This is a genomic window from Sorangium sp. So ce327 (assembly GCF_051530205.1).
Classification (GTDB): Bacteria; Myxococcota_A; Polyangia; order Polyangiales; family Polyangiaceae; genus Sorangium; species Sorangium cellulosum_B.
Genome location: NZ_CP150330.1, coordinates 12,868,295 through 12,885,768, shown reverse-complemented (window position 1 = coordinate 12,885,768; position 17,474 = coordinate 12,868,295). Strand labels below are relative to the sequence as shown.

General features: G+C 71.0%; 19 protein-coding genes. 10 read left to right on the top strand and 9 right to left on the bottom strand.

The genetic code is table 11. The annotated features are described in order from the left end of the window. Positions 1-287: 287 nt before the first annotated feature. Positions 288-806 (bottom strand): hypothetical protein, encoded by a 519-nt coding sequence (locus WME95_RS48290; RefSeq protein WP_437905920.1) that lies wholly within the window; start codon positions 804-806, stop codon positions 288-290. Positions 807-946: 140 nt separating this feature from the next. Between WME95_RS48290 and WME95_RS48285 the strand changes: the two genes are divergently transcribed. Then, positions 947-1,327 carry a hypothetical protein gene (locus tag WME95_RS48285; protein WP_437905919.1) on the top strand — a complete coding sequence of 127 codons (381 nt, stop codon included), beginning with the start codon at positions 947-949 and terminating at the stop codon, positions 1,325-1,327. Between the two features lie 18 nt (positions 1,328-1,345). On the opposite strand, the gene tam is transcribed toward WME95_RS48285, so the two are convergent. Further along, positions 1,346-2,116 (bottom strand): trans-aconitate 2-methyltransferase, encoded by a 771-nt coding sequence (tam, locus tag WME95_RS48280; protein ID WP_437905918.1) that lies wholly within the window; start codon positions 2,114-2,116, stop codon positions 1,346-1,348. A 528-nt stretch (positions 2,117-2,644) separates the two neighbouring features. Between tam and WME95_RS48275 the strand changes: the two genes are divergently transcribed. The 4 genes from WME95_RS48275 (at position 2,645) to WME95_RS48260 (ending at position 5,476) form a co-directional block, all read left to right on the top strand. Then, positions 2,645-3,139 (top strand): RNA polymerase sigma factor, encoded by a 495-nt coding sequence (locus WME95_RS48275; RefSeq protein WP_437911106.1) that lies wholly within the window; start codon positions 2,645-2,647, stop codon positions 3,137-3,139. A 179-nt stretch (positions 3,140-3,318) separates the two neighbouring features. Next, positions 3,319-4,002: a hypothetical protein gene (locus WME95_RS48270; protein WP_437905917.1), complete on the top strand. Its 684-nt coding sequence runs from the start codon at positions 3,319-3,321 to the stop codon at positions 4,000-4,002. Positions 4,003-4,014: 12 nt separating this feature from the next. Continuing rightward, complete coding sequence (locus WME95_RS48265; RefSeq protein ID WP_437905916.1) at positions 4,015-5,124, top strand: ImmA/IrrE family metallo-endopeptidase; 1,110 nt, start codon at positions 4,015-4,017, stop codon at positions 5,122-5,124. Between the two features lie 61 nt (positions 5,125-5,185). Next, positions 5,186-5,476: a hypothetical protein gene (locus WME95_RS48260; RefSeq protein ID WP_437905915.1), complete on the top strand. Its 291-nt coding sequence runs from the start codon at positions 5,186-5,188 to the stop codon at positions 5,474-5,476. A gap of 54 nt (positions 5,477-5,530) precedes the next feature. Here the strand turns inward: WME95_RS48260 and WME95_RS48255 are convergent, their stop codons facing one another. Both WME95_RS48255 and WME95_RS48250 read right to left on the bottom strand, forming a co-directional pair. Further along, complete coding sequence (locus WME95_RS48255) at positions 5,531-6,601, bottom strand: IS1 family transposase (RefSeq protein ID WP_437911105.1); 1,071 nt, start codon at positions 6,599-6,601, stop codon at positions 5,531-5,533. Between the two features lie 288 nt (positions 6,602-6,889). Further along, positions 6,890-7,315, bottom strand: coding sequence for a hypothetical protein (locus tag WME95_RS48250; RefSeq protein WP_437905914.1), 426 nt, complete (start codon positions 7,313-7,315; stop codon positions 6,890-6,892). Between the two features lie 609 nt (positions 7,316-7,924). Between WME95_RS48250 and WME95_RS48245 the strand changes: the two genes are divergently transcribed. Then, positions 7,925-8,353, top strand: a complete 429-nt coding sequence (locus WME95_RS48245) for a hypothetical protein (RefSeq protein WP_437905913.1) — start codon at positions 7,925-7,927, stop codon at positions 8,351-8,353. 162 nt (positions 8,354-8,515) lie between these two features. Here the strand turns inward: WME95_RS48245 and WME95_RS48240 are convergent, their stop codons facing one another. Further along, on the bottom strand, positions 8,516-8,956 hold the full coding sequence (locus tag WME95_RS48240) for a hypothetical protein (protein WP_437905912.1): 441 nt from the start codon (positions 8,954-8,956) through the stop codon (positions 8,516-8,518). A 163-nt stretch (positions 8,957-9,119) separates the two neighbouring features. Here WME95_RS48240 and WME95_RS48235 point away from each other — a divergent pair, with 163 nt between their 5' ends. The 4 genes from WME95_RS48235 (at position 9,120) to WME95_RS48220 (ending at position 12,842) form a co-directional block, all read left to right on the top strand. Beyond that, positions 9,120-10,046, top strand: a complete 927-nt coding sequence (locus WME95_RS48235; RefSeq protein WP_437905911.1) for a methyltransferase domain-containing protein — start codon at positions 9,120-9,122, stop codon at positions 10,044-10,046. Then, positions 10,043-10,570 (top strand): hypothetical protein, encoded by a 528-nt coding sequence (locus WME95_RS48230; protein ID WP_437905910.1) that lies wholly within the window; start codon positions 10,043-10,045, stop codon positions 10,568-10,570. The genes WME95_RS48235 and WME95_RS48230 overlap by 4 nt, the downstream gene beginning before the upstream one ends. A gap of 218 nt (positions 10,571-10,788) precedes the next feature. Beyond that, positions 10,789-11,400, top strand: coding sequence for an NADPH-dependent FMN reductase (locus tag WME95_RS48225; RefSeq protein WP_437905909.1), 612 nt, complete (start codon positions 10,789-10,791; stop codon positions 11,398-11,400). Between the two features lie 35 nt (positions 11,401-11,435). Next, positions 11,436-12,842 carry a sigma-54-dependent transcriptional regulator gene (locus WME95_RS48220; protein ID WP_437905908.1) on the top strand — a complete coding sequence of 469 codons (1,407 nt, stop codon included), beginning with the start codon at positions 11,436-11,438 and terminating at the stop codon, positions 12,840-12,842. Here the strand turns inward: WME95_RS48220 and WME95_RS48215 are convergent. The 4 genes from WME95_RS48215 to WME95_RS48200 are packed head-to-tail and all read right to left on the bottom strand — an operon-like array spanning position 12,835 to position 17,358. Next, positions 12,835-14,193: a sensor histidine kinase gene (locus WME95_RS48215; protein ID WP_437905907.1), complete on the bottom strand. Its 1,359-nt coding sequence runs from the start codon at positions 14,191-14,193 to the stop codon at positions 12,835-12,837. The two genes, WME95_RS48220 and WME95_RS48215, sit on opposite strands and share 8 nt — an antisense overlap. Further along, positions 14,190-15,389 (bottom strand): FtsX-like permease family protein, encoded by a 1,200-nt coding sequence (locus tag WME95_RS48210; RefSeq protein ID WP_437905906.1) that lies wholly within the window; start codon positions 15,387-15,389, stop codon positions 14,190-14,192. The genes WME95_RS48215 and WME95_RS48210 overlap by 4 nt, the downstream gene beginning before the upstream one ends. After that, positions 15,383-16,642, bottom strand: a complete 1,260-nt coding sequence (locus tag WME95_RS48205) for an ABC transporter permease (RefSeq protein WP_437905905.1) — start codon at positions 16,640-16,642, stop codon at positions 15,383-15,385. The genes WME95_RS48210 and WME95_RS48205 overlap by 7 nt, the downstream gene beginning before the upstream one ends. Next, complete coding sequence (locus WME95_RS48200; protein ID WP_437905904.1) at positions 16,639-17,358, bottom strand: ABC transporter ATP-binding protein; 720 nt, start codon at positions 17,356-17,358, stop codon at positions 16,639-16,641. Before WME95_RS48200 ends, WME95_RS48205 begins: the two co-directional genes overlap by 4 nt. Positions 17,359-17,474: the final 116 nt, after the last annotated feature.

Sequence of the window (17,474 nt, the reverse complement as noted above, 5' to 3'; positions counted from 1 at the left end):
TTGAATTCGTTGCGGGTAGTCTGCGGTCGCGATGACCGGAGGACCCGGACACGATTCCGGACACGCCGCCCCAACGGGCTTTTCCTGGAGAGATTACGTGGCGTGGCTCGTCGCCGAGCACGGCTCGCTCGCCTCGGTGGCCCAGAAGGTCGCGCACCTCTCGGCGGCCGCTGCGGGGAGCGGGAGCGGGTGGGAGAGCGCTCCAGATGGCGCGGCGGATCGAGGACGAAGAGCTGCTCTGGCGAGGAGAGCGGCTGCGCCGCGCCGATCGGGCGCAGCGCCGCTCGTCAGGAAAGCACGTCGGAAGCGTCCTTTGCTTCGAGTGCGTTATCGACCCACCGATCGAGGGTCGCAGGGTCCTTGCACGCCTGGATGCGCTCGCGATGGTCGGCGGTGAGGGCGATCCCTGCGCGCGTCACCAGCCGGAGCAAGGCGTCGCGCTTGGCCTCGAGGATGCCCTCGAGCTTGCCCTCCCGGATGCCCTCGAGCTTGCCCTCCCGGATGCCCTCGAGCTTGCCCTCGATCCGGCCACGCTCGATGAGCTGCTGGGCGAACGGGGGAAAAGTTGCCTTGCCTTCGGTCTGCCGCTCCATGATCAGCGCCTCCAGGGCTCTCCGCATGGGTTCACGCAACGCATTGTAGACGATCTGGAAGTACACCGCCGCGTGCTCGTGGTCGAGCCGTCCGAGCGCCCCCAGCGCGGACTGGACCACGGCGAGGCCGTTCGGTCCGTTGCCGTGCGCCACGGCCGAGAGGAGGTGGGCAAGCTGCGCGCACGCCTCCAGCCATGTCTCCCATGAGCGCAAATGAGCGAAATGAACCATTGTTCAACCACGTAAGTCGCCGTGTCGCTCCACGCGCGGCGGCTCAACCGTGCAGGCCGGCGCCAAGCAGCCCCGCGCAACGAGAGCTTCCCCTGGCCGCGCCGCCGCGATAGGACAGCGCCGTGACACGCCCCATCGCACAGTGGATACCCCTCCTCGCAGCGCTCTCCGCCGGGTGCGCCCCGGCGCCGCCCCCCGCGGCCCCGACGGCCGAAGAGGTCACCGCGAAGAAGGCCGCGAGCATGGCGCTCACCGCGCTGTTGAACCGCAAGTTCGACGTCCAGGGCTGCGACGCCTCCGCGGCGCGCGTGGTCCAGGAGGCCGAAGCGCGCGCGGGCACGCCCCAGGGCGAGCGCTGCGCCATCCTCGTCGCGCGCAGGAGCGACCGGACATGGCTCGTCGCCGTCCGCTCCTCGCTCTCGTCGGCGTCCGTCGGGGCGCAGGCGCTCGTGACCGTGCTCCCCGAGGCCGAAGGCGTCGGCGCCATCGAGTACACGCGCTGAGCCGCGCGGCTGCCGCGCTCACCGCGCCGTGGCGACGAGGAACAACCGCCGGAACGGAAACGGCGTCTTCCCGTCCGCGGCCTTCGGATACGCCGCCGCCACCCGGCCGCCGTACTCCTCGAGGAACTCGGCCCGCTCGTGCTCATCGAGCGCCGCGAGCAGCGGCCGCAGCGCCGTCCCCTTGGTCCACTCGACGACCGGATTCGCGCCCTCGAGGACGTGCAGATACTCCGTCTCCCAGATGTCGAGCCGCGCCGCGTGCGGCGCCAGCATCCCGTAATACGCCGCCGGCGCCGCGACCGGGCTCTCCCTCACCACCGCCGCCAGCTTGTCGCGGAAGCGAGGCAACCGGCTCGCCTCCACCATCGCCGCGTGCGACGGCGCGCCGTGGTTCCTCGGCATTTGCACCGCCAGCACGCCGCCGGCCGCGAGCCGCCCGAGCAGCGCCGGGAACAGCGCCTGATGGTCGTCGAGCCAGTGCAGCGCGGCGTTGCTGAAGATCAGCGCGGGCGGCGCGGACGGCGCGAAGCGCGCGATATCACCCTCGACGAACCGCGCCCCGGGCAGCGCGGCGCGCGCCTGCGCCAGCATCTCCGGAGAGCTGTCGACCCCGAGGAGCCCCCGGCCCGGGAAGCGCTGCGCCACGAGGCGGGTGATGTTGCCGGCCCCGCACCCGAGATCGACGAGGTCGCCCGGCGCGGTGAGGTCGACCCGGCCGAGCAGGTCAATCGCAGGACGCGCCCTCTGGTCCTCGAACTTCAGGTACTGCGCAGGATCCCAGTCCGCCATCGCGCCCTCCACCGATCCAGCGCGGCAGAGCGTGCGCCCACCCGCCGCCGTTTCCTTTCCCTACTTCCAGCAGATCCGGGCGCGCCTGTCGACGCAGAAACCGAGGACGATCCCGCATCGGTGTTAACCAAGCGCATTCAGGGCCCCAAGCCCGACCCCCAGCAGTCACCAGCGCCGTCGTGGTCGTGGTCGTAGTCCTGGTCGTGGTCGTGAACGTGGTCGTGGTCGTGGTCGTCGACGACACGATCGTAGACGTGAACGTCGAGCGGCGCTTTCCGTTTGGCGCAACATCGCGGAGGGCATGGGCATGTCGCCCGTGACCCTCCAGGGCATCGCCGGTGGGCGCGACGCTGGCTCCCCAGCGACCGCGCAGCGCGCCGCGAAGGCAGCAGGCATCACCGTGGAGCAGCTGCTCGGTGGCCTAGCAGCGGCGGACCGCTGCCCGACGTGCGGGAGGTCCGGGTGACGAAGCCGCGGAAGGTGGCGAAGAGCCCGCCTGCCGCACGACATCCCAAGAAGAAGCCGACGATGGAGGCGATCATGGCCGAGCGCGACATCGTGCGCGCCACGGTTGCAGGCATCCCCGCGCGCGATCGCGCCGACGTCGAGCAAGAGATCCTGCTCGGCGCGTGGCGTTCGGTGAAGCGCGGCATGTACAGGCCCGACCCTGGGGACCGGCCCCGCGATGCCCTTCGCAAGTTCTTGCGCGGAGTCGCGTGGCGTACGGCTGCGCATCACATCAACAGCGCGTGGGCGAGGCGCGCCGTCTTGAGCGAGCAGCCCCTTGGTCTGCTCCGCGAGCCCGTCGCTCCCGATCTGGAGGCGCAAGTCGCCGCGCGGGAAGTGCTGGAGGCCGTGGCCGGCCTGCCGGACTGGCAACGCGAGGCGTTGCTCTCCGTGGACGACCCGGAGAGCCTCGTCGCGTACGCCAAGCGCCGCCGCATGAACCCGAGCACCGCGGCGTCCAGACTTCGGATCGCCCGGGAAGCTCTTGCGCTGCGCCTCAAGAGCTGGCGGCGGTAGGCGGACAATCCGACCGCGAAGCGGTCGTCGGGCCCGCGGCCCCCCTCAAGCGCTCGCCCCATTGAGCGGCTCCTCAGAACCGTAATATATCTCACCAAACACGGCCGATACCCGAAGGTCTTCTTGTTCTGGCTCCTCGATCGTGTTAGAGAAACCATAAGACCGGAGCAGATGACCGCATGGGACAGAATGTTGCGACGAACCTCGTTAAAGAACCCTTGGCCGTGAGGGCGCGGCTCGACCGGCTCGGACTGGCCGAGGCGACGATGGACGACGCTCGGCGGGCGTGGTCGGCCGGTGAAGCAAGCGCGTCGCCGTTCGAGCCGCCTACCGCGCCGGGAACAAAGGGGTGGTTTGCCACGGTCGGGTTCCTACGTGAGACGCTCTCCCTTGTCGGATGGGATGCTGTCAACGTTCGCAACTGCCCACTGATCGTGGCCCCATCGAAGCAGTGGGCGATCTGTGTCACGAGCGGAGACCGGTGGACCGGGTCGACTAGGCATGACGTATGTCCATCCACAAAGAACCCGAAGGGGTGCGTCATCGCGAAGGCGGTGCAAACGAACTGGGAGCAGATGGGCCTCAACTTCGGTCCGCGCTATTCACCAGCTACCCAGCTGAAGCCCCGTCGGGCGAGAAGCGCACCATTGACGTGGCTGTTCATGATATACACGACTCCCGACGACGTACACGCAGAGCTTTCGCTCCCGGCGGCCTCCGAGGGCGGCTACATCGTAGCGTGGCATGAACGTATCGTGCTTCCGGCTCTGCCGAGGCAGAACCCGCCCGGTGGCATCGAGCGGCCCGAGCCGGATCTCGGAGGGGGCTCTTCGGAAATTGACGTGCCCGTCCTGAGGCGGTAAAGAGACACGAGCATGGGCTCGTTCAACCCTGCCAGACTGATCCTTGCACGGGAGCGGCGTGGACTGAATAAGTCACGGCTGGCCGAGCGCGTTGGTGTGACCGCGCAGAGCCTCATCAACTATGAGGCCGGTCGCACGGTGCCGACTGAGTCCACGCTTGCGAAGATCGCTGAAGCCCTGTCCTTCCCAAGGGCGTTCTTTGACGGCCCCGAGATCCCGAAGCCCAGCATCGATGCGTCGAGCTTTCGCGCCCTGTCGACCATGACGGCGGCGCAGCGTGATGCTGCCCTGGGCGCAGGCGCCTTGGCGTTCGAGGTGTGCCGCTGGATTGAACAGCGGTTCTCGCTTCCGCCCGCGAAATTGCCTGATTTGCGAGGTATGGGTCCGGAAGAAGCGGCGGCCTCGCTTCGCGAGAGTTGGGGGCTTGGGCTCCTGCCGATTCGCAGCGTTGTACATCTCCTTGAGCTGTACGGGGTCCGGGTATTCTCGCTATCCGAACAGTCGAGGGAGGTGGACGCATTCTCATTGTGGCACGGGGAAACGCCATTCTGTTTCCTCAACACAACGAAGTCGGCTGAGCACGGCAGGTTCGACGCTGCGCACGAACTAGGACACCTGGTGCTCCATCGTCATGGCGCGCCGAGCGGGCGCGCGGCGGAGCATGAGGCAGACACGTTTGCTTCTGCGTTTCTGATGCCACGCTCATCTGTAAGATCCGAAGTGCCGCCGGCGGCTGGTCTCAGGCATCTGATTGCGCTCAAGAAGAAGTGGAACGTCTCTGTTGCCGCGCTCGCGAATCGATCGCACAAGGTCGGCGTACTGTCCGACTGGCATTACCGTGGCTTGTGTATCGAGATGGGCAAGCGTGGGTATCGCACCACTGAACCTGACCCGATGCCAAACAGAGAGACGTCTCAGATTCTGCACAAGGTCTTTGCGGCGCTCCGAGAAGATGGTCTGTCGAAGGCAGACATCGCAAAAGACCTGTGTCTGTACGCTCATGACGTCGATGCCATCGTCTTCGGTCTCGTTCTGACTCCGGTTGATGGCGGCGGAACCGCCACTGCTAGACATGGCGCTCCGCCGCGAACGCCACCGCCCCTCCGGCTGGTCAAGAGCTAGGCGGCTCGTCCCGAAGAATAACTGGCCTGCCAAGCGAACTGTCGTCACCTGAGGAGGAAGTATGGGCAGTGCGAAAAGAATGATGATGGAGCAACACAAGGCACACGAAATCGGGATGGATATCTGCGAGCGCGCTCGCATAGTGGAGCGCTGCCCCGTCCACGAGGAGTGTTACTTGGTCAACGGCGCGGATGAGCGCGAGGCTTACATGCTAGGCAGCATCTTAGTTCGCGACGGTGACGCGCTGGTCGCCGGATTCGACCGGCAGACCATCCTGGACAGCATTAAGGCCGCTATCGCGGATGCTGGATCCGACGGCTGCGCCCTCTGCGCGAAGAATGCGGACGATTGACCGGTCGGCTTGAATCGTGGGTGTGGTCGCCATACCCGAGAGTGATGGCCCACTCTAACTCTCGTCTCCGAACAGGCTCAACTGCACCATCCTGCGCGGCGCAGGCGCAGGAGATGGCTCTGACGGCGGCGGGAGCTCGGGTTCGGGCGGCGCCGCTGCGGACGCCGCAGGAGACGGTTGCGGAGCAGAAGGCGCTGACGGAGCGGACCCGCCCGTGACGAGGCGAAGCCATCCCTTCCCGCCGGGCAGCTGCCGGACCGGCCCGGTCTGCGCCGGCAGGGTGAGCGCCTGCGGGACGGGCGGCGCGGCGGCAGGCTCCGCCAGCGCGGCCCGGACGAGATCCTCGACGGACCAGAGCTCCTGGACGAGCCCCGCGGCCATCGCGGGCGAGACGCGCAGCGAGGCGTGGATCCTCGTCAGGTTGTAGGCGCAGACCGAGAGCGAGACAGCGGCGCGATGGCTCCGCTGCGTCTTGCTGAACGACAGCGCGAGCCGGCGCTTGCGCCCGTTGATGTGCCGCGCCGTGAGGTGGTACCGCTCGATCCCGGACGTGCTCATCCGCTTCGGGTCGGGTGCGCCGAACACGGACGTCTTGCGGATGAAGCTGGCATCGCGCGCGGGCTCGTACTTGTGGTCGGGGCTCTTGCTGTAGCCGTACTGCTTGATGACCTGGCCGTAGTCCGCGCAGCCACGGAACGACGCATCGACGGCGGGCACGTACACGGAGAGCCCGTCGCTGGTGATCTGCGGGACGACCAGGACGCGGGCGCGTAGGTCGGCCAGGAACGCGTTGGTCGTCTCCTGGTCGCGCTTCCCCACGGCGTACGAGATCACCAGCTTCGACCGCCTCGCGAACGCGGTGAAGGTGAAGACGTCCCCGTACTCGGCCGGGTCCTCGGACGTCACGCGCTTGTCCTTCTTCGCGATGAAGCTCCACTGCTCATCGAGCTCGATGTCGGGCTCGCACAGGCCCTGCACGAGCCGGTTGTGCAGGCGCGCGCAGCCCTCGCCGAGCTCGACGGCGAAGCGCAGGATGGTGCTCTTTGCGACGCCGGTCTGGCGCTCGACAGCACGCACGCTCGTCCCTTCGACCAACGCGGACGCGATGCGCACGCGGGTCTCCATCGGAAGCACGTTCGGCACGGGCCCCTTGCCTCTCTCCGAACGGGGGGCCATGATGCGCTTGCGACGTGCGCAGGGCGGCCCAACCGCTCGGCGTTCCGCAGCCTCCTTCCGGGTACCAGCCGGAGGGAGGCGCCTTGCTCAGGACCTAAAATAGCATCGCAAGCCTATGTTTCCCTGCTTTTCAGCGAGGCTGGGACATGGCATGTCATAGCCGCCGTGCGCGATTGCAGCCTGTTTGACGGCTCTTTCTCGCGGTCACGCGCGACCTCGGACAGGGCGCGCGGCGCCTCAAGAAGGCGCCTTGCTCGCGAAGATGGCCAGTTGCTCGGCGAGCGCCCGCACCATGTCGTCGGTGACGAGCTTGGGCACGTAAGCTACGCCGTCGCGGCCGTAACCGATGCACCATTCGTTCTCCGGGTCGCGCTTGCTTGATTCGGACGCCACACGCCCCGCGCACATGGTCCACACCCGCGCGCCGATGCCGTTGCGGAGCTTAAGGACCGCCGCCGGCAACTCACGGTTGGCGTTCGCAGGGTCAGGAGTGCTCCCCGGCGAGTGCGTCACATCATCGGTTCCATCGGCTTTCGCGCGAGCCACTACAGCATCGGCAATGCGCCGAAGAACCTCCGCGGCCAACAAGTAGTCTTTCGCATCGACGACGTCGCGTCTATCGAACCCATTCATCACCTTCGTGAGCGTTTCTACATCCAGCATGTACACCTCTCCTACATGGCGCCACAGCGGCGCACGCTTTCACTGCGGACACGGCCGCGGCCTAGCCGCGATGGTCACCGCGTTCGCGATCTGGCACCGCGCGCCTTGCCAATGCGAAGGCGCAGCCGTGCCGTCAACGAGCGATGGCATCGCGAACGCGGACCGCGCTCGGGCTCCCAGCTTCAGGAATCCGAGCGCGCCGCCCTCGAGGTGGAAGATGAGTCGCCGCGGACGAAGGTCAAGACCTGGACGTGACGAAAAACCAAATGGTTGCGCGTAGATACGCGTGCATACGCTCGTCAAGTTGTGCGCCTTGCGAGATGATCGCAGTTGGCGCGTGGTGGGCGGCGGAGGTCGGGGAGGGGTGAGGCGGCCACGGAAGCCCGGTCGCAGCAGTTCAGCTGCAATGCAAACAGAAACCCTTGTCACGAGGCCCCTTCGCGGGTTTGACTAACGACAGGTCAAGCGCTCCCGAATGCCGGAGCACCCCCTTCAGGCGTGGCACCTGAAACCATGCTCACTGGTCCGAAGCCTGAACTGTTGAGCAGGTAGCAGGGGAGAAGCTATGAGACCTGTGGAGATCGAGGCGATGAGGCCTCGTCGATCTCCATGGGACTCATTGTGCTTTCGGTAGGACCCGGGTCGGCGGCGACGGAGATCGCCAGGAGGATGCGTGATGAGGCAGACGACGCTGCGGGCAAGAGACTCGCCGGATGCGCGCCGGGAACGGCAAGCTCTGATGTGGTGACGCCGCGGCTACAAAACGGCCGCGCGCGCTGTGCTCCGTTGTCGAGGCGGGGGCACTCACGCGCGCGCTCGGTGAACGACAGTTCGTTTTATCTAGTGGGAGACGGTATGAACCATCGCTCGAAGAAGCATGTAACTGGCCCAGTTGATCCGAACAACAACAAGAACGTCTTGATGCTCCGGATGAATTTGCCGAACGATAAGTTCGTGAGCATCGGCTTCATGGTCTTGTTGTTCGCGGTGGCGGCGTGGATTCTCATCCAGAACCTGGTGCACATCATCGGCCGATGATGACGAACATCCAGCGCACGCGAGCGTAGCACCCACGCGCTGGTGAATCGGGTCGACGGGTGCCGCCGGCGCCAGCGGTGTGGTTTGTCCTCGATCGGCCGGTCGACCGAGCGACGGCCCGCCGCTGGCTCCGCGGCGCACGGACGATGTGCGCCCGCCGCCTCACACGAACTCCCGCCACCCGTGCGCCTCGCAGAAAGCCTGCACGGCGCGCCGGCGCAGGTCTGCGGCCTCTCCCTTCGCGACGAGGTACCGGCGGTGGCACGCTGTCCCGCGTGTCCGGACGGCGGAGACACCGGGTTTCGCGCCTTCCGGCGAGGTGGTCGCAGTTGGATCGGGGTGGTCGCGTTTCAGGCAAACGCGACCACTACCCACGACCACGACCACGACCACGTTCACGACCACGACCACGACCACGACCACGTTCACGACCACGACCACGACCACGACCACGACCACGACCACGACCACGACCACGACCACGTTCACGACTACGACCACGACCACGTTCACGACCACGACCACGACCACGACCACGTTCACGACCACGACCACGACCACGACCACGACCACGACCACGACCACGACCACGACCACGTTCACGACCACGTTGGTGACCGCTGGGGGTGGGGCGGGCGGGCTTGGGGCCCTGAGCGCGACGGAACGAGCTTGGTTACACCGAGGGGCCCCCCCGGCAGCGACAGCGCAGGAGCTGCCGAGGCGGCCGCGCTGGACATCCCCGCACGGGAGCGGCACCCTCGCGCCGGTGGATGCTCCGGAGATCTCCGATCTCCTCGTCGACTACGATCCCGACACCCTCGCGCGCCTGCCCGTGCGCCGGAGCGCGGTGGTCGAGCGCCTCCGCGCCGCAGGCCGCCCCGGCGCAGCCCGGCTCGCCGCGGGGCTCCCGGCGCGGGACGATCTGCTCGACGAGGCCGCCGTCGACGCGCTCCTGCTCCGCGTCCACGCCGAGCTGCAGCGCCTGTCCGAGGAGTTCGACCAGGGAGCGCGCGTCCGCTTCGTGCTCGCGCCGCTGCTCGACGCGCTGCGCGCCGCCGGCGCGCCCCGCCCCCTGCGCGTCGTCGACGTGGGCTGCGGGCTCGGCTACGTCGTCCGCTGGCTCGCCGCCCGCGGGGCGCTGGGCGCCGACGTCAAGCTCGTGGGCTGCGATTACAACCGCGCGCTGATCGAGGCTGCGCGCGCGGCGGCCAGCGACGAGCGCCTCCCGTGCCGCTTCCACGTGGCCAACGCGTTCACGCTGCGCGAGCCAGCCACCGTCTTCCTGTCCACCGGCGTCGTCCACCATTTCCGCGGCGACGCCCTCGTGTCGTTCTTCCGCGAGCAAGCCAGGGCGGGCGCCCTCGCCTTCATCCACTTCGACATCAAGCCGAGCCACCTGTCTCCCCTCGGCGCCTGGATCTTCCACCAGGCCCGCATGCGCGAGCCGCTCTCCCGCCACGACGGCGTCCTCTCCGCCCTCCGCGCCCACGCCGGCGACGCGCTCCTCGCCGCGGCGCGCGCCGGCGCCGAGGGCCTCTCCTCCGCGCTGTTCGACGGCCACGTCGGGCCCTTTCCCGTCCTGCGCATCATGCACGCGGTGATCGGCCTCCGCCCGGACCTGCGCGCGCGCTTCGTCGACCAGCTCGAGCAGCTCGGCCCGCGCGCCGGCCGCCGGCTCGGAGCGTTCTCGTGATCCCCGCGCTGCTCGCCCTGCTCGCCCTGGTCGACGCGGCGTTCTGCGGCTTTCGCGACGCCGCCGGCCGCAATCCGCGCATCGAGAAGCGCGCCTATTTCCTCCGCGCCGTCCGCCGCGGCGCCCTCGCAGGGCTCCTCGCCGTCGCCGCGCTCGCGGCCCTCACCTTCGCCGTGCTCGGGCTCGCGCCCGACCCGGCGGGCCTCTGGATCGATCTGCTCGCGGCCGGACGGCGCCTGATCCTCGTCTACGGCGCCTACGCCACCCTCGTCTGCACTGCCCTGCTCGCCTACGCGCTGCCCATCCACGAGGCGCGCGTGCTCGCCAGCGTGACGATCCTGGGCCCGCTCACCATGGTGCGCCCCTGGGTCCTCGCCGCGGGCGCGCTCCTCGCCGCGCTGGCCGCCGCGCGCGCGGAGACGGCCGCCCTGACGCTCGCCTCGGCGCTGACGATCGGCCTCATCGAGCGGCTGCTCGGGCGCGGCTGGCGCCGCGGCCGGCCCGTCCCCTTCCAGCCTTCGTAAACGGTCCTCCTCAAGCGGCTCCGGCCGCGGCGCTCGCCGCGCACGGCGCCTGTCGCCACGGCGCCTGTCGCCACGGCGCCTCTCGCGGCGCGGGCCGAGGGTCACCCGCGCCGACGAACTCCTCGACCCGCCGCGCGAGCGCGGGGTAGCATCGCGCCGCAATCCACCGATCACCGAGGAGCGCCGCGCGATCCGTCGCCGGCCGCACGCAAGACCCTATGAAGCTCGCTGTCATCTCAGGCAGTCACCGCAACGGCTCCGAATCGGGGAAGATCGCGCGCCACGTGCAGCAACAGCTGTCGTCGTCGGCGGACGTCTCCTCCACGTACACGCTCGATCTCGCCGACAACCCGCTTCCGCTCTGGGACCCGGAGGTCTGGCAGCCGTCCGAGAAATGGGAGCGCGTCTGGGGCCCCATCTCCGCCGAGCTCAAGACGTCCGACGCCTTCGTGATCATCGCGCCGGAGTGGGGCGGCATGGTCCCCGCCGGACTCAAGAACTTCTTCCTCCTCTGCTCCCGGGGCGAGCTCGCGCACAAGCCCGCGCTCATCGTCGGGGTCTCCGCGAGCGCGGGCGGCGCCTACCCGATCGCGGAGCTGCGCATGAGCAGCTACAAGAACACGTACCTTTGCTACATCCCGGACCACGTGATCGTGCGCAACGTCCGCGGCCTCCTCAACGACCCTGAGGCGCCGCAATCCCCCGACGACGAGCGCATCCGCGAGCGGCTCCGCTACGCGCTGGGCATGCTCCTCCAGTACGGAAAAGCCCTGCAGCAGGTCCGCGCGAGCGGCGCGATCGACCTGGCCAAGTACCCTTACGGGATGTGACGGGCCCCCGGCGGCGAACACGCTAGTCTCGCCGGGTGCCGAAGATCCTCGTCATCGACGATCAGCCCGCCGTCTGCGTCGCGCTGACGACGCTGTTCGAGCTGCACGGGCACGAGGTCCGCGTCGCCGCCACGCCCGATGAGGCGATGGCGGCGGTGCTCGGCGACGAGCTCGGCGCCGTGGTCCAGGACATGAACTTCCGGCAGAGCGCCACCTCGGGCGAAGAGGGGATGGAGCTGCTCCGCCGGATCAAGGCCGTCGACCCCGAGCTGCCCGTCGTGGCCATGACCGCGTTCACGTCGATCGCGGGCGCGGTCGAGCTGATCAAGGCCGGGGCGAGCGACTACGTGCCCAAGCCGTGGGACGACCAGAAGCTCGTCGCCACCGTGGGCAACCTGGCGCGGCTGCGGGCGCTCGAGCAGGAGAACGCGCGCCTCCTGGCCCAGCGCGGGCGCGCGCGGCACAGGCTCGCCGAGCGCCACGACCTGGCCGGGCTCGTGTACGTGAGCGACGCGATGCACGAGGTCGTGAGCCTCGCCGTCAAGGTCGCGCCCGCCGACGTGCCCGTCCTCATCACCGGGCCGAACGGCACCGGGAAAGAGCTCCTCGCCACCATCGTCCAGGCCAACTCGCGGCGGCGGGACCGGCCGTTCGTCAAGGTGAACGCCGGGGCCCTCCCCGACGAGCTCGTCGAGGCGGAGCTGTTCGGCGCCGAGCCAGGCGCGTTCACCGGCGCGACCCGCCTCCGCGCCGGCCGCTTCGAGGAGGCCGACGGCGGCACCCTCTTCCTCGACGAGATCGGCACGCTGTCGCTGAACGGCCAGAAGAAGCTGCTGCGCGTCCTCCAGACCGGCGAGTACCAGCGCCTCGGGAGCAGCGTCACCCGCAAGGCCGACGTGCGCGTGCTGAGCGCGACCAACCGCGATCTCCCGCGGGCGATCGCCGAGGGATCCTTCCGCGAAGACCTGTACTTCAGGCTCAACGTCATCGAGTTGACGATCCCCGCGCTGCGCGATCGCCCCGAGGACATCGCGCCGATCGCGAGCCACCTGCTCGATCGCCTCGCCGCGCGCGCGGCGGACGGCGAGCGGGTGACGCTCGGCCCGCGCGCGCGCCACGCGCTCGCCGAGCACGACTGGCCGGGCAACGTCCGCGAGCTGGAGAACCGGCTCACGCGCGCGGCGCTGGTGCGCAAGGGCGAGACGATCGAGCCGCACGACCTGGGGCTCGACGCGGTCGCGCGCGTGCCGCCGGCGCCAGCTGCGCACGCCGCGTCGTCCGCGCCTTCCGCGACCTCCTCCGAGCGCCTCGAGATCGAGCGCGCGCTCGTCGAGGCGCGGGGCGTCGTCGCCAAGGCCGCGGCGTCGCTCGGCCTGAGCCGGCAGGGGCTCTACCGGCGCATGGACCGGCTCGGGATCCAGATCGAGCGGAAGCTCAAGTAGCGCGCTCGTCCGGCGGCGGCGGCAGGCGGCACTCCGCCTCGGCCCCGCCCCCCTCGCGGCGCCGCAGCGCGAGCGCGCCGCCGTGCGCGGTCGCGATCTCGCGGCAGAGCGCGAGGCCGAGCCCGCGGCCCTGCTGCTTCGTCGAGTAGAAGGGCAGGAGCGCCTTGCCCCGGGCGTCGTCCGGCAGCCCGTGGCCGCGGTCGGCCACCGTGAGCGCGAGCTCACCGGTCGAGAGGCGCCGCACCGAGACCTCGATCTGGTCGGGCGGGCTCCCGGCCTCGACGGCGTTCTTGAGCAGGTTCAGGAGGAGCTGCTGGATCTGCGCTGGATCGAAGAAGCCTGGCTCGTCCGGCGCGCCGCCCAGCGTGAAGGGCGCGAGCCCGCGCAGCCGCTCGAGGAAGGGACGCCACGGGACACGCTCGGGGGCGGGCGGCGGGAGGCGCGCGAGCTCGGCGTACGCGGCGAGGAAGCGGGCGAGGTGCGCGCTCCGCTCCTCGATGGTGTCGAAGACCACGCCGAGGCGCTCCCGCTGCTCCGGGCGATCGAGCAGGAGACGGCCCGAGTGGAGGAGCGAGGAGATCGGCGCGAGGGAGTTGTTGAGCTCGTGGCTGATCAACCGGATCGCGTTCCTGTGGAGCTCCGCCTCCCGGCGCGAGATCTCGCGCGTGAGCGACCGGACCGAGACGAGGACGTGCGCCTGGGTGTTCAGGCGGAAGGCGCGGCGGGCGACGTACAGCGTCTCGAGCTCGCCCCGGCGCTCGACGGACACGAGGGCGTCCCGCCCGGCGACCATCGCGGCGCGGAGCTCCTCGGGCTCCCCGGCGAGCAGCGCGGAGAGCGTCCTCTGGCCGACGCGCTCGCCCGCGGCGAAGAGGGCGCGCGCGGCGCCGTTGCCGTACACGATCCGGCCCGCCTCGTCGTGGAGCACCATCGCGACGGGCGTGGCGTCGAGCGCCGTCTCGAGCAGGAGCTCCTTCTGGTAGAGGTCGTCGCGCTGCGCCCGCAGGGCGTCGCCGAGGCGGTTGTGGCGCTCGACGAGATCCCCGAGCTCGTCCCGGCGGTCGTGCCGGACGCGCTGCGTGTAGTCGGACTCGGCGAAGCTCGCGAGGCCGTCGGTCACCGCGCGGAGCAGGCCGACCGCGCGCCCGAGCAGCGCGCGGGAGGCGAGCGCGCCGGCGACCAGGGCGAGCCCGAGCCCCACAAGGGCGGACACGGGCAGGGACGCCTGCGCTCGCGCGGCGGCGAGGCTCCCGGCGCAAGCCGCGGCGGCGGTCAGCGCGACCACGGCGGCGAGGCGGACCTGGAGGGGCACGCGGAGAAGCGCGCGGGGCCACGCGTGGAAGGAGGTCATGATCGCGACGCCTCCGCCGGGGAGACGGCGCTCGCCCGGAGCGCGGGCACGAGCGCCGCGGCCATGCCCGCGAGCCAGAAGGCCACGGCGACCAGGAGGGCCGTCGGCGGCTCGAGGGGCACGTCGAGCTCGGGGGCCACGGCGCGCGCCGCGGCCCGGAGCCCGGCGAGGGCGACGGCGCCGGCGGCGAGGCCGGCCGTCGTGAGCAGCGCGTTCTCCGCGAGCACGAGGCGCGCGACGTCGGCGCGGGTCGCGCCCAGGGCGCGGCGGATGCCGAGGGCCTGGCGGCGCTCGGCCACGAGCAGCGAGGCCATCCCGATGCGCCCCAGGAACACGACGACGAAGATCGCCCCGAGGAGCGTGAGGGCGAGGCCGCCGGCGCCGCGGCTCGTGCCGGCGTCGAGGTCGACGCCCTCGTCGAGCCGGCGCACGAGCACGGCGCGGCGCGGATCGGCGCGCTCGAGGGCCTCCCGCACGCGCGCGCCGGCGCGGTCGTCAGCGCCCGGACCGACACGGACGAGGTACGTCAGCGAGCGGCCGAGGGCAGGCCCCTCGGCCGCGAAGAGGGCGCGCTGGGCGTCGTCGGGATCGCGGCCCATGGCGACGCGGAACGACGGGACGACGCCGACGACGACGAGGGGCCTCCGCCGGGCGCTCCGGCGCACGATCTGCCCGACCGCGCGGCCGTCCGGGAAGAGGCGCGCCGCGAGCGCCTGCGTGACGACGGCGGGCGTCGCCTCCGCGCCCGCGGCGTCCCCTGCGGCGAGCAGGCGCCCCGCGAGGGGGGCGAGGCCGAGGACCTCGGCGACGCCGCCGCGATCGTCGAGCATCCAGGCGACCGCGCGCGGGCCGCCCGGGAGGGTCGTCTCGACGACCTCCCTGTGCGTGAGGTTGAACGGCGCCGCGGTCGCCTCGGCGGCGGCGAGGACGCCGGCGACGCGCGCGAGGGCCGCGGCGTCGCGGCGGACCGCGGCCGCGCGCTCGTCGAGGGACGCGAAGCTCGGGCCGTCGCGCTCGGTCGCGGCGAGCAGCAGCGACCGCGTCTCGATGCCGCGGGGCGCGGACGCGCCGCGGGCATAGTGGACGGCGAGCCCCGAGGCGTGCACGGCCACGGCGAAGCCGAAGGCGGTCTCGAGCACCATGAGGAGCGCGGGCGTCTTCCGGCGAGAGAGCGCCCTGACGAGGGGGCCTAGCACGATCGCCGGAGCCCTTCGGCCGGAGGGATCCTCGCCGCGCGCAGGGCCGGGTACGCGCCGGCGAGGAGGCCGGCGGCCATCGCGGCCACGAGCGCCGCGCCGGCGGAGCGCGCCTCGAGGTGGTAGTCGACCGGCCGGAGGTGGATGACGCGGTTGACGATCTCGAGCGCCGCCGCGGCGACGCCGATGGCGAGCGCGGCGGCGCTCGCGGCCACGAGCGCCACCTCGGTCAGGAGCCCGAGGAAGACGCCGCGGGCGCTCGCGCCGAACGCGCGGTAGACGGCGATCTCGGCGCGCTTCGCGCGGAGCTTCCCCTCGAGCAGCCGCGCGACGCTGAGCGTGCAGGCGCCGAGGAGGACGTCGGCGAGCAGGACGAACAGGGTCGTGCCGGGGTCGTCCGCGCGGAGCGCGTGCAGGCGCTCGCGCGGCACGAGCTCGGCCCCGAGGACGCGCCGGCCGCGCGCGCGCTCGCCGCGGGCGTAGGCGTCGAGCTCGGCCTGGAACGCGGCCCGGCTGGGCTCGTCGCGCAGCTCGACCACGAGATCCAGCCAGCCGTTGTCGGTGGCGGCGAGCGCGTCGAAGCTGCCGCCCGGGTCCTCGACCTCACGGACCAGCGCCGGCCGGACGCCGAGCGCGAGGCCGGCGGCGCTCGGCGCGAAGACGACGGCCGTGCGCGGGGCGCGCGTGCGCGGGGCGGCCGGGAGCGCGACGACGCCGACCACCCGGAACGGCTCGCCGAAGAGCCGCAGCGTGCGACCGATCCCGCTCGCTCCGGAGAACAGCGCGCGCTCCGCCACGTCGGAGAGCACGACGGGGCGCTCCTGGCCGGCGCCCTCCGCCGCCGGCCAGATCGCGCCGCTCCGGACCGTTGCGCCCACCATGCCGAAGAGATCGCTGGTGCAAAAGATCACCTGGACAGGGGCGAGCGGGCCGTCGTCCGGGCTCCCTGCGGCCACGGCGGCGAAGAGATCCGACGCGCGCGAAGGGTGGGGGCTCTCGAGGAGGACGCGATCCCGGTAGCTCGGGGGATCGATCGCCCTGGGATCGGTGACGGCGCCGCCCTCCCGCGGGAGGGAGACGAAGTAGAGCCCGCGCGCCGACGCGAACGGATCGGACGCGCGCGCGTGGAGGACCGCGCGCGCGGCAGTCCACGCGGCGAGGCCGAGCGTGAACGCCAGCAGCATGATGGCGGTGTGCCCAGGCTGCCGGCCGAGGCTCCTGAGGGCCATCCGGAGCGCGTCGCCGGCCGTCACGGGAGGCCCTCCGGCGGAGCTTCCGAGGGCGGCGCCGGCGGCGCGAGGGCCCAGGGATCGATGAGCTTGCCGTCGAGCACGTGGACCCTGCGGCGCGCCCGCGCCGCCAGCTCGGGGTCGTGCGTCGTCATGACGATCGTCGTGCCGCCGGCGTGGATGCGCTCGAGCAGATCGAGGATCTGCCGCGCCGAGCGGGAGTCGAGGTTGCCGGTGGGCTCGTCGGCCAGGAGGAGCGAGGGCTCGCCGACCAGCGCGCGCGCGATCGCGACGCGCTGCTGCTGGCCGCCCGAGAGCTCGCTGGGCCGGTGGTGGAGCCGCGCGCTCAGGCCGACGCCCTCGAGCGCGCGCAGGGCGCGCTCGCGCCGCACACGCGCGGCCAGGCCGCGGACCCGCAGCGGCACGTCGACGTTGTCGAGCACGTCGAGGTCGGCGATGAGCTGGAAGCTCTGGAACACGAAGCCGATCTTCCGGTTCCGGATGGCGCTCGCGCGGGCATCGGAGAGCCCCTGCATCGGCTCGCCGTCGAGCAGGTACTCGCCCCCGTCGAAGGGATCGAGCAGCCCTGCGACGTTGAGGAACGTCGTCTTGCCGGAGCCGGAGGGGCCCATCACGGCGAGGAACTCGCCGCGCGCCACGTGCAGCGTGAACCCGGAGAGCGCGTGGGTCTCGAACAGGCCGCGCCGGTAGACCTTGGTGACGTTCGTCATCCGTATCATGTCGGTCTCTCTGGCAGGAAATGCAGGTACTTTATCTTCAAGGCCACCGGCCAGACAGCTACCGTCGTCGCGTGAAGCGGCCCCCTGCATCGAAATCCGCTCCCTCTGCCGCGCCG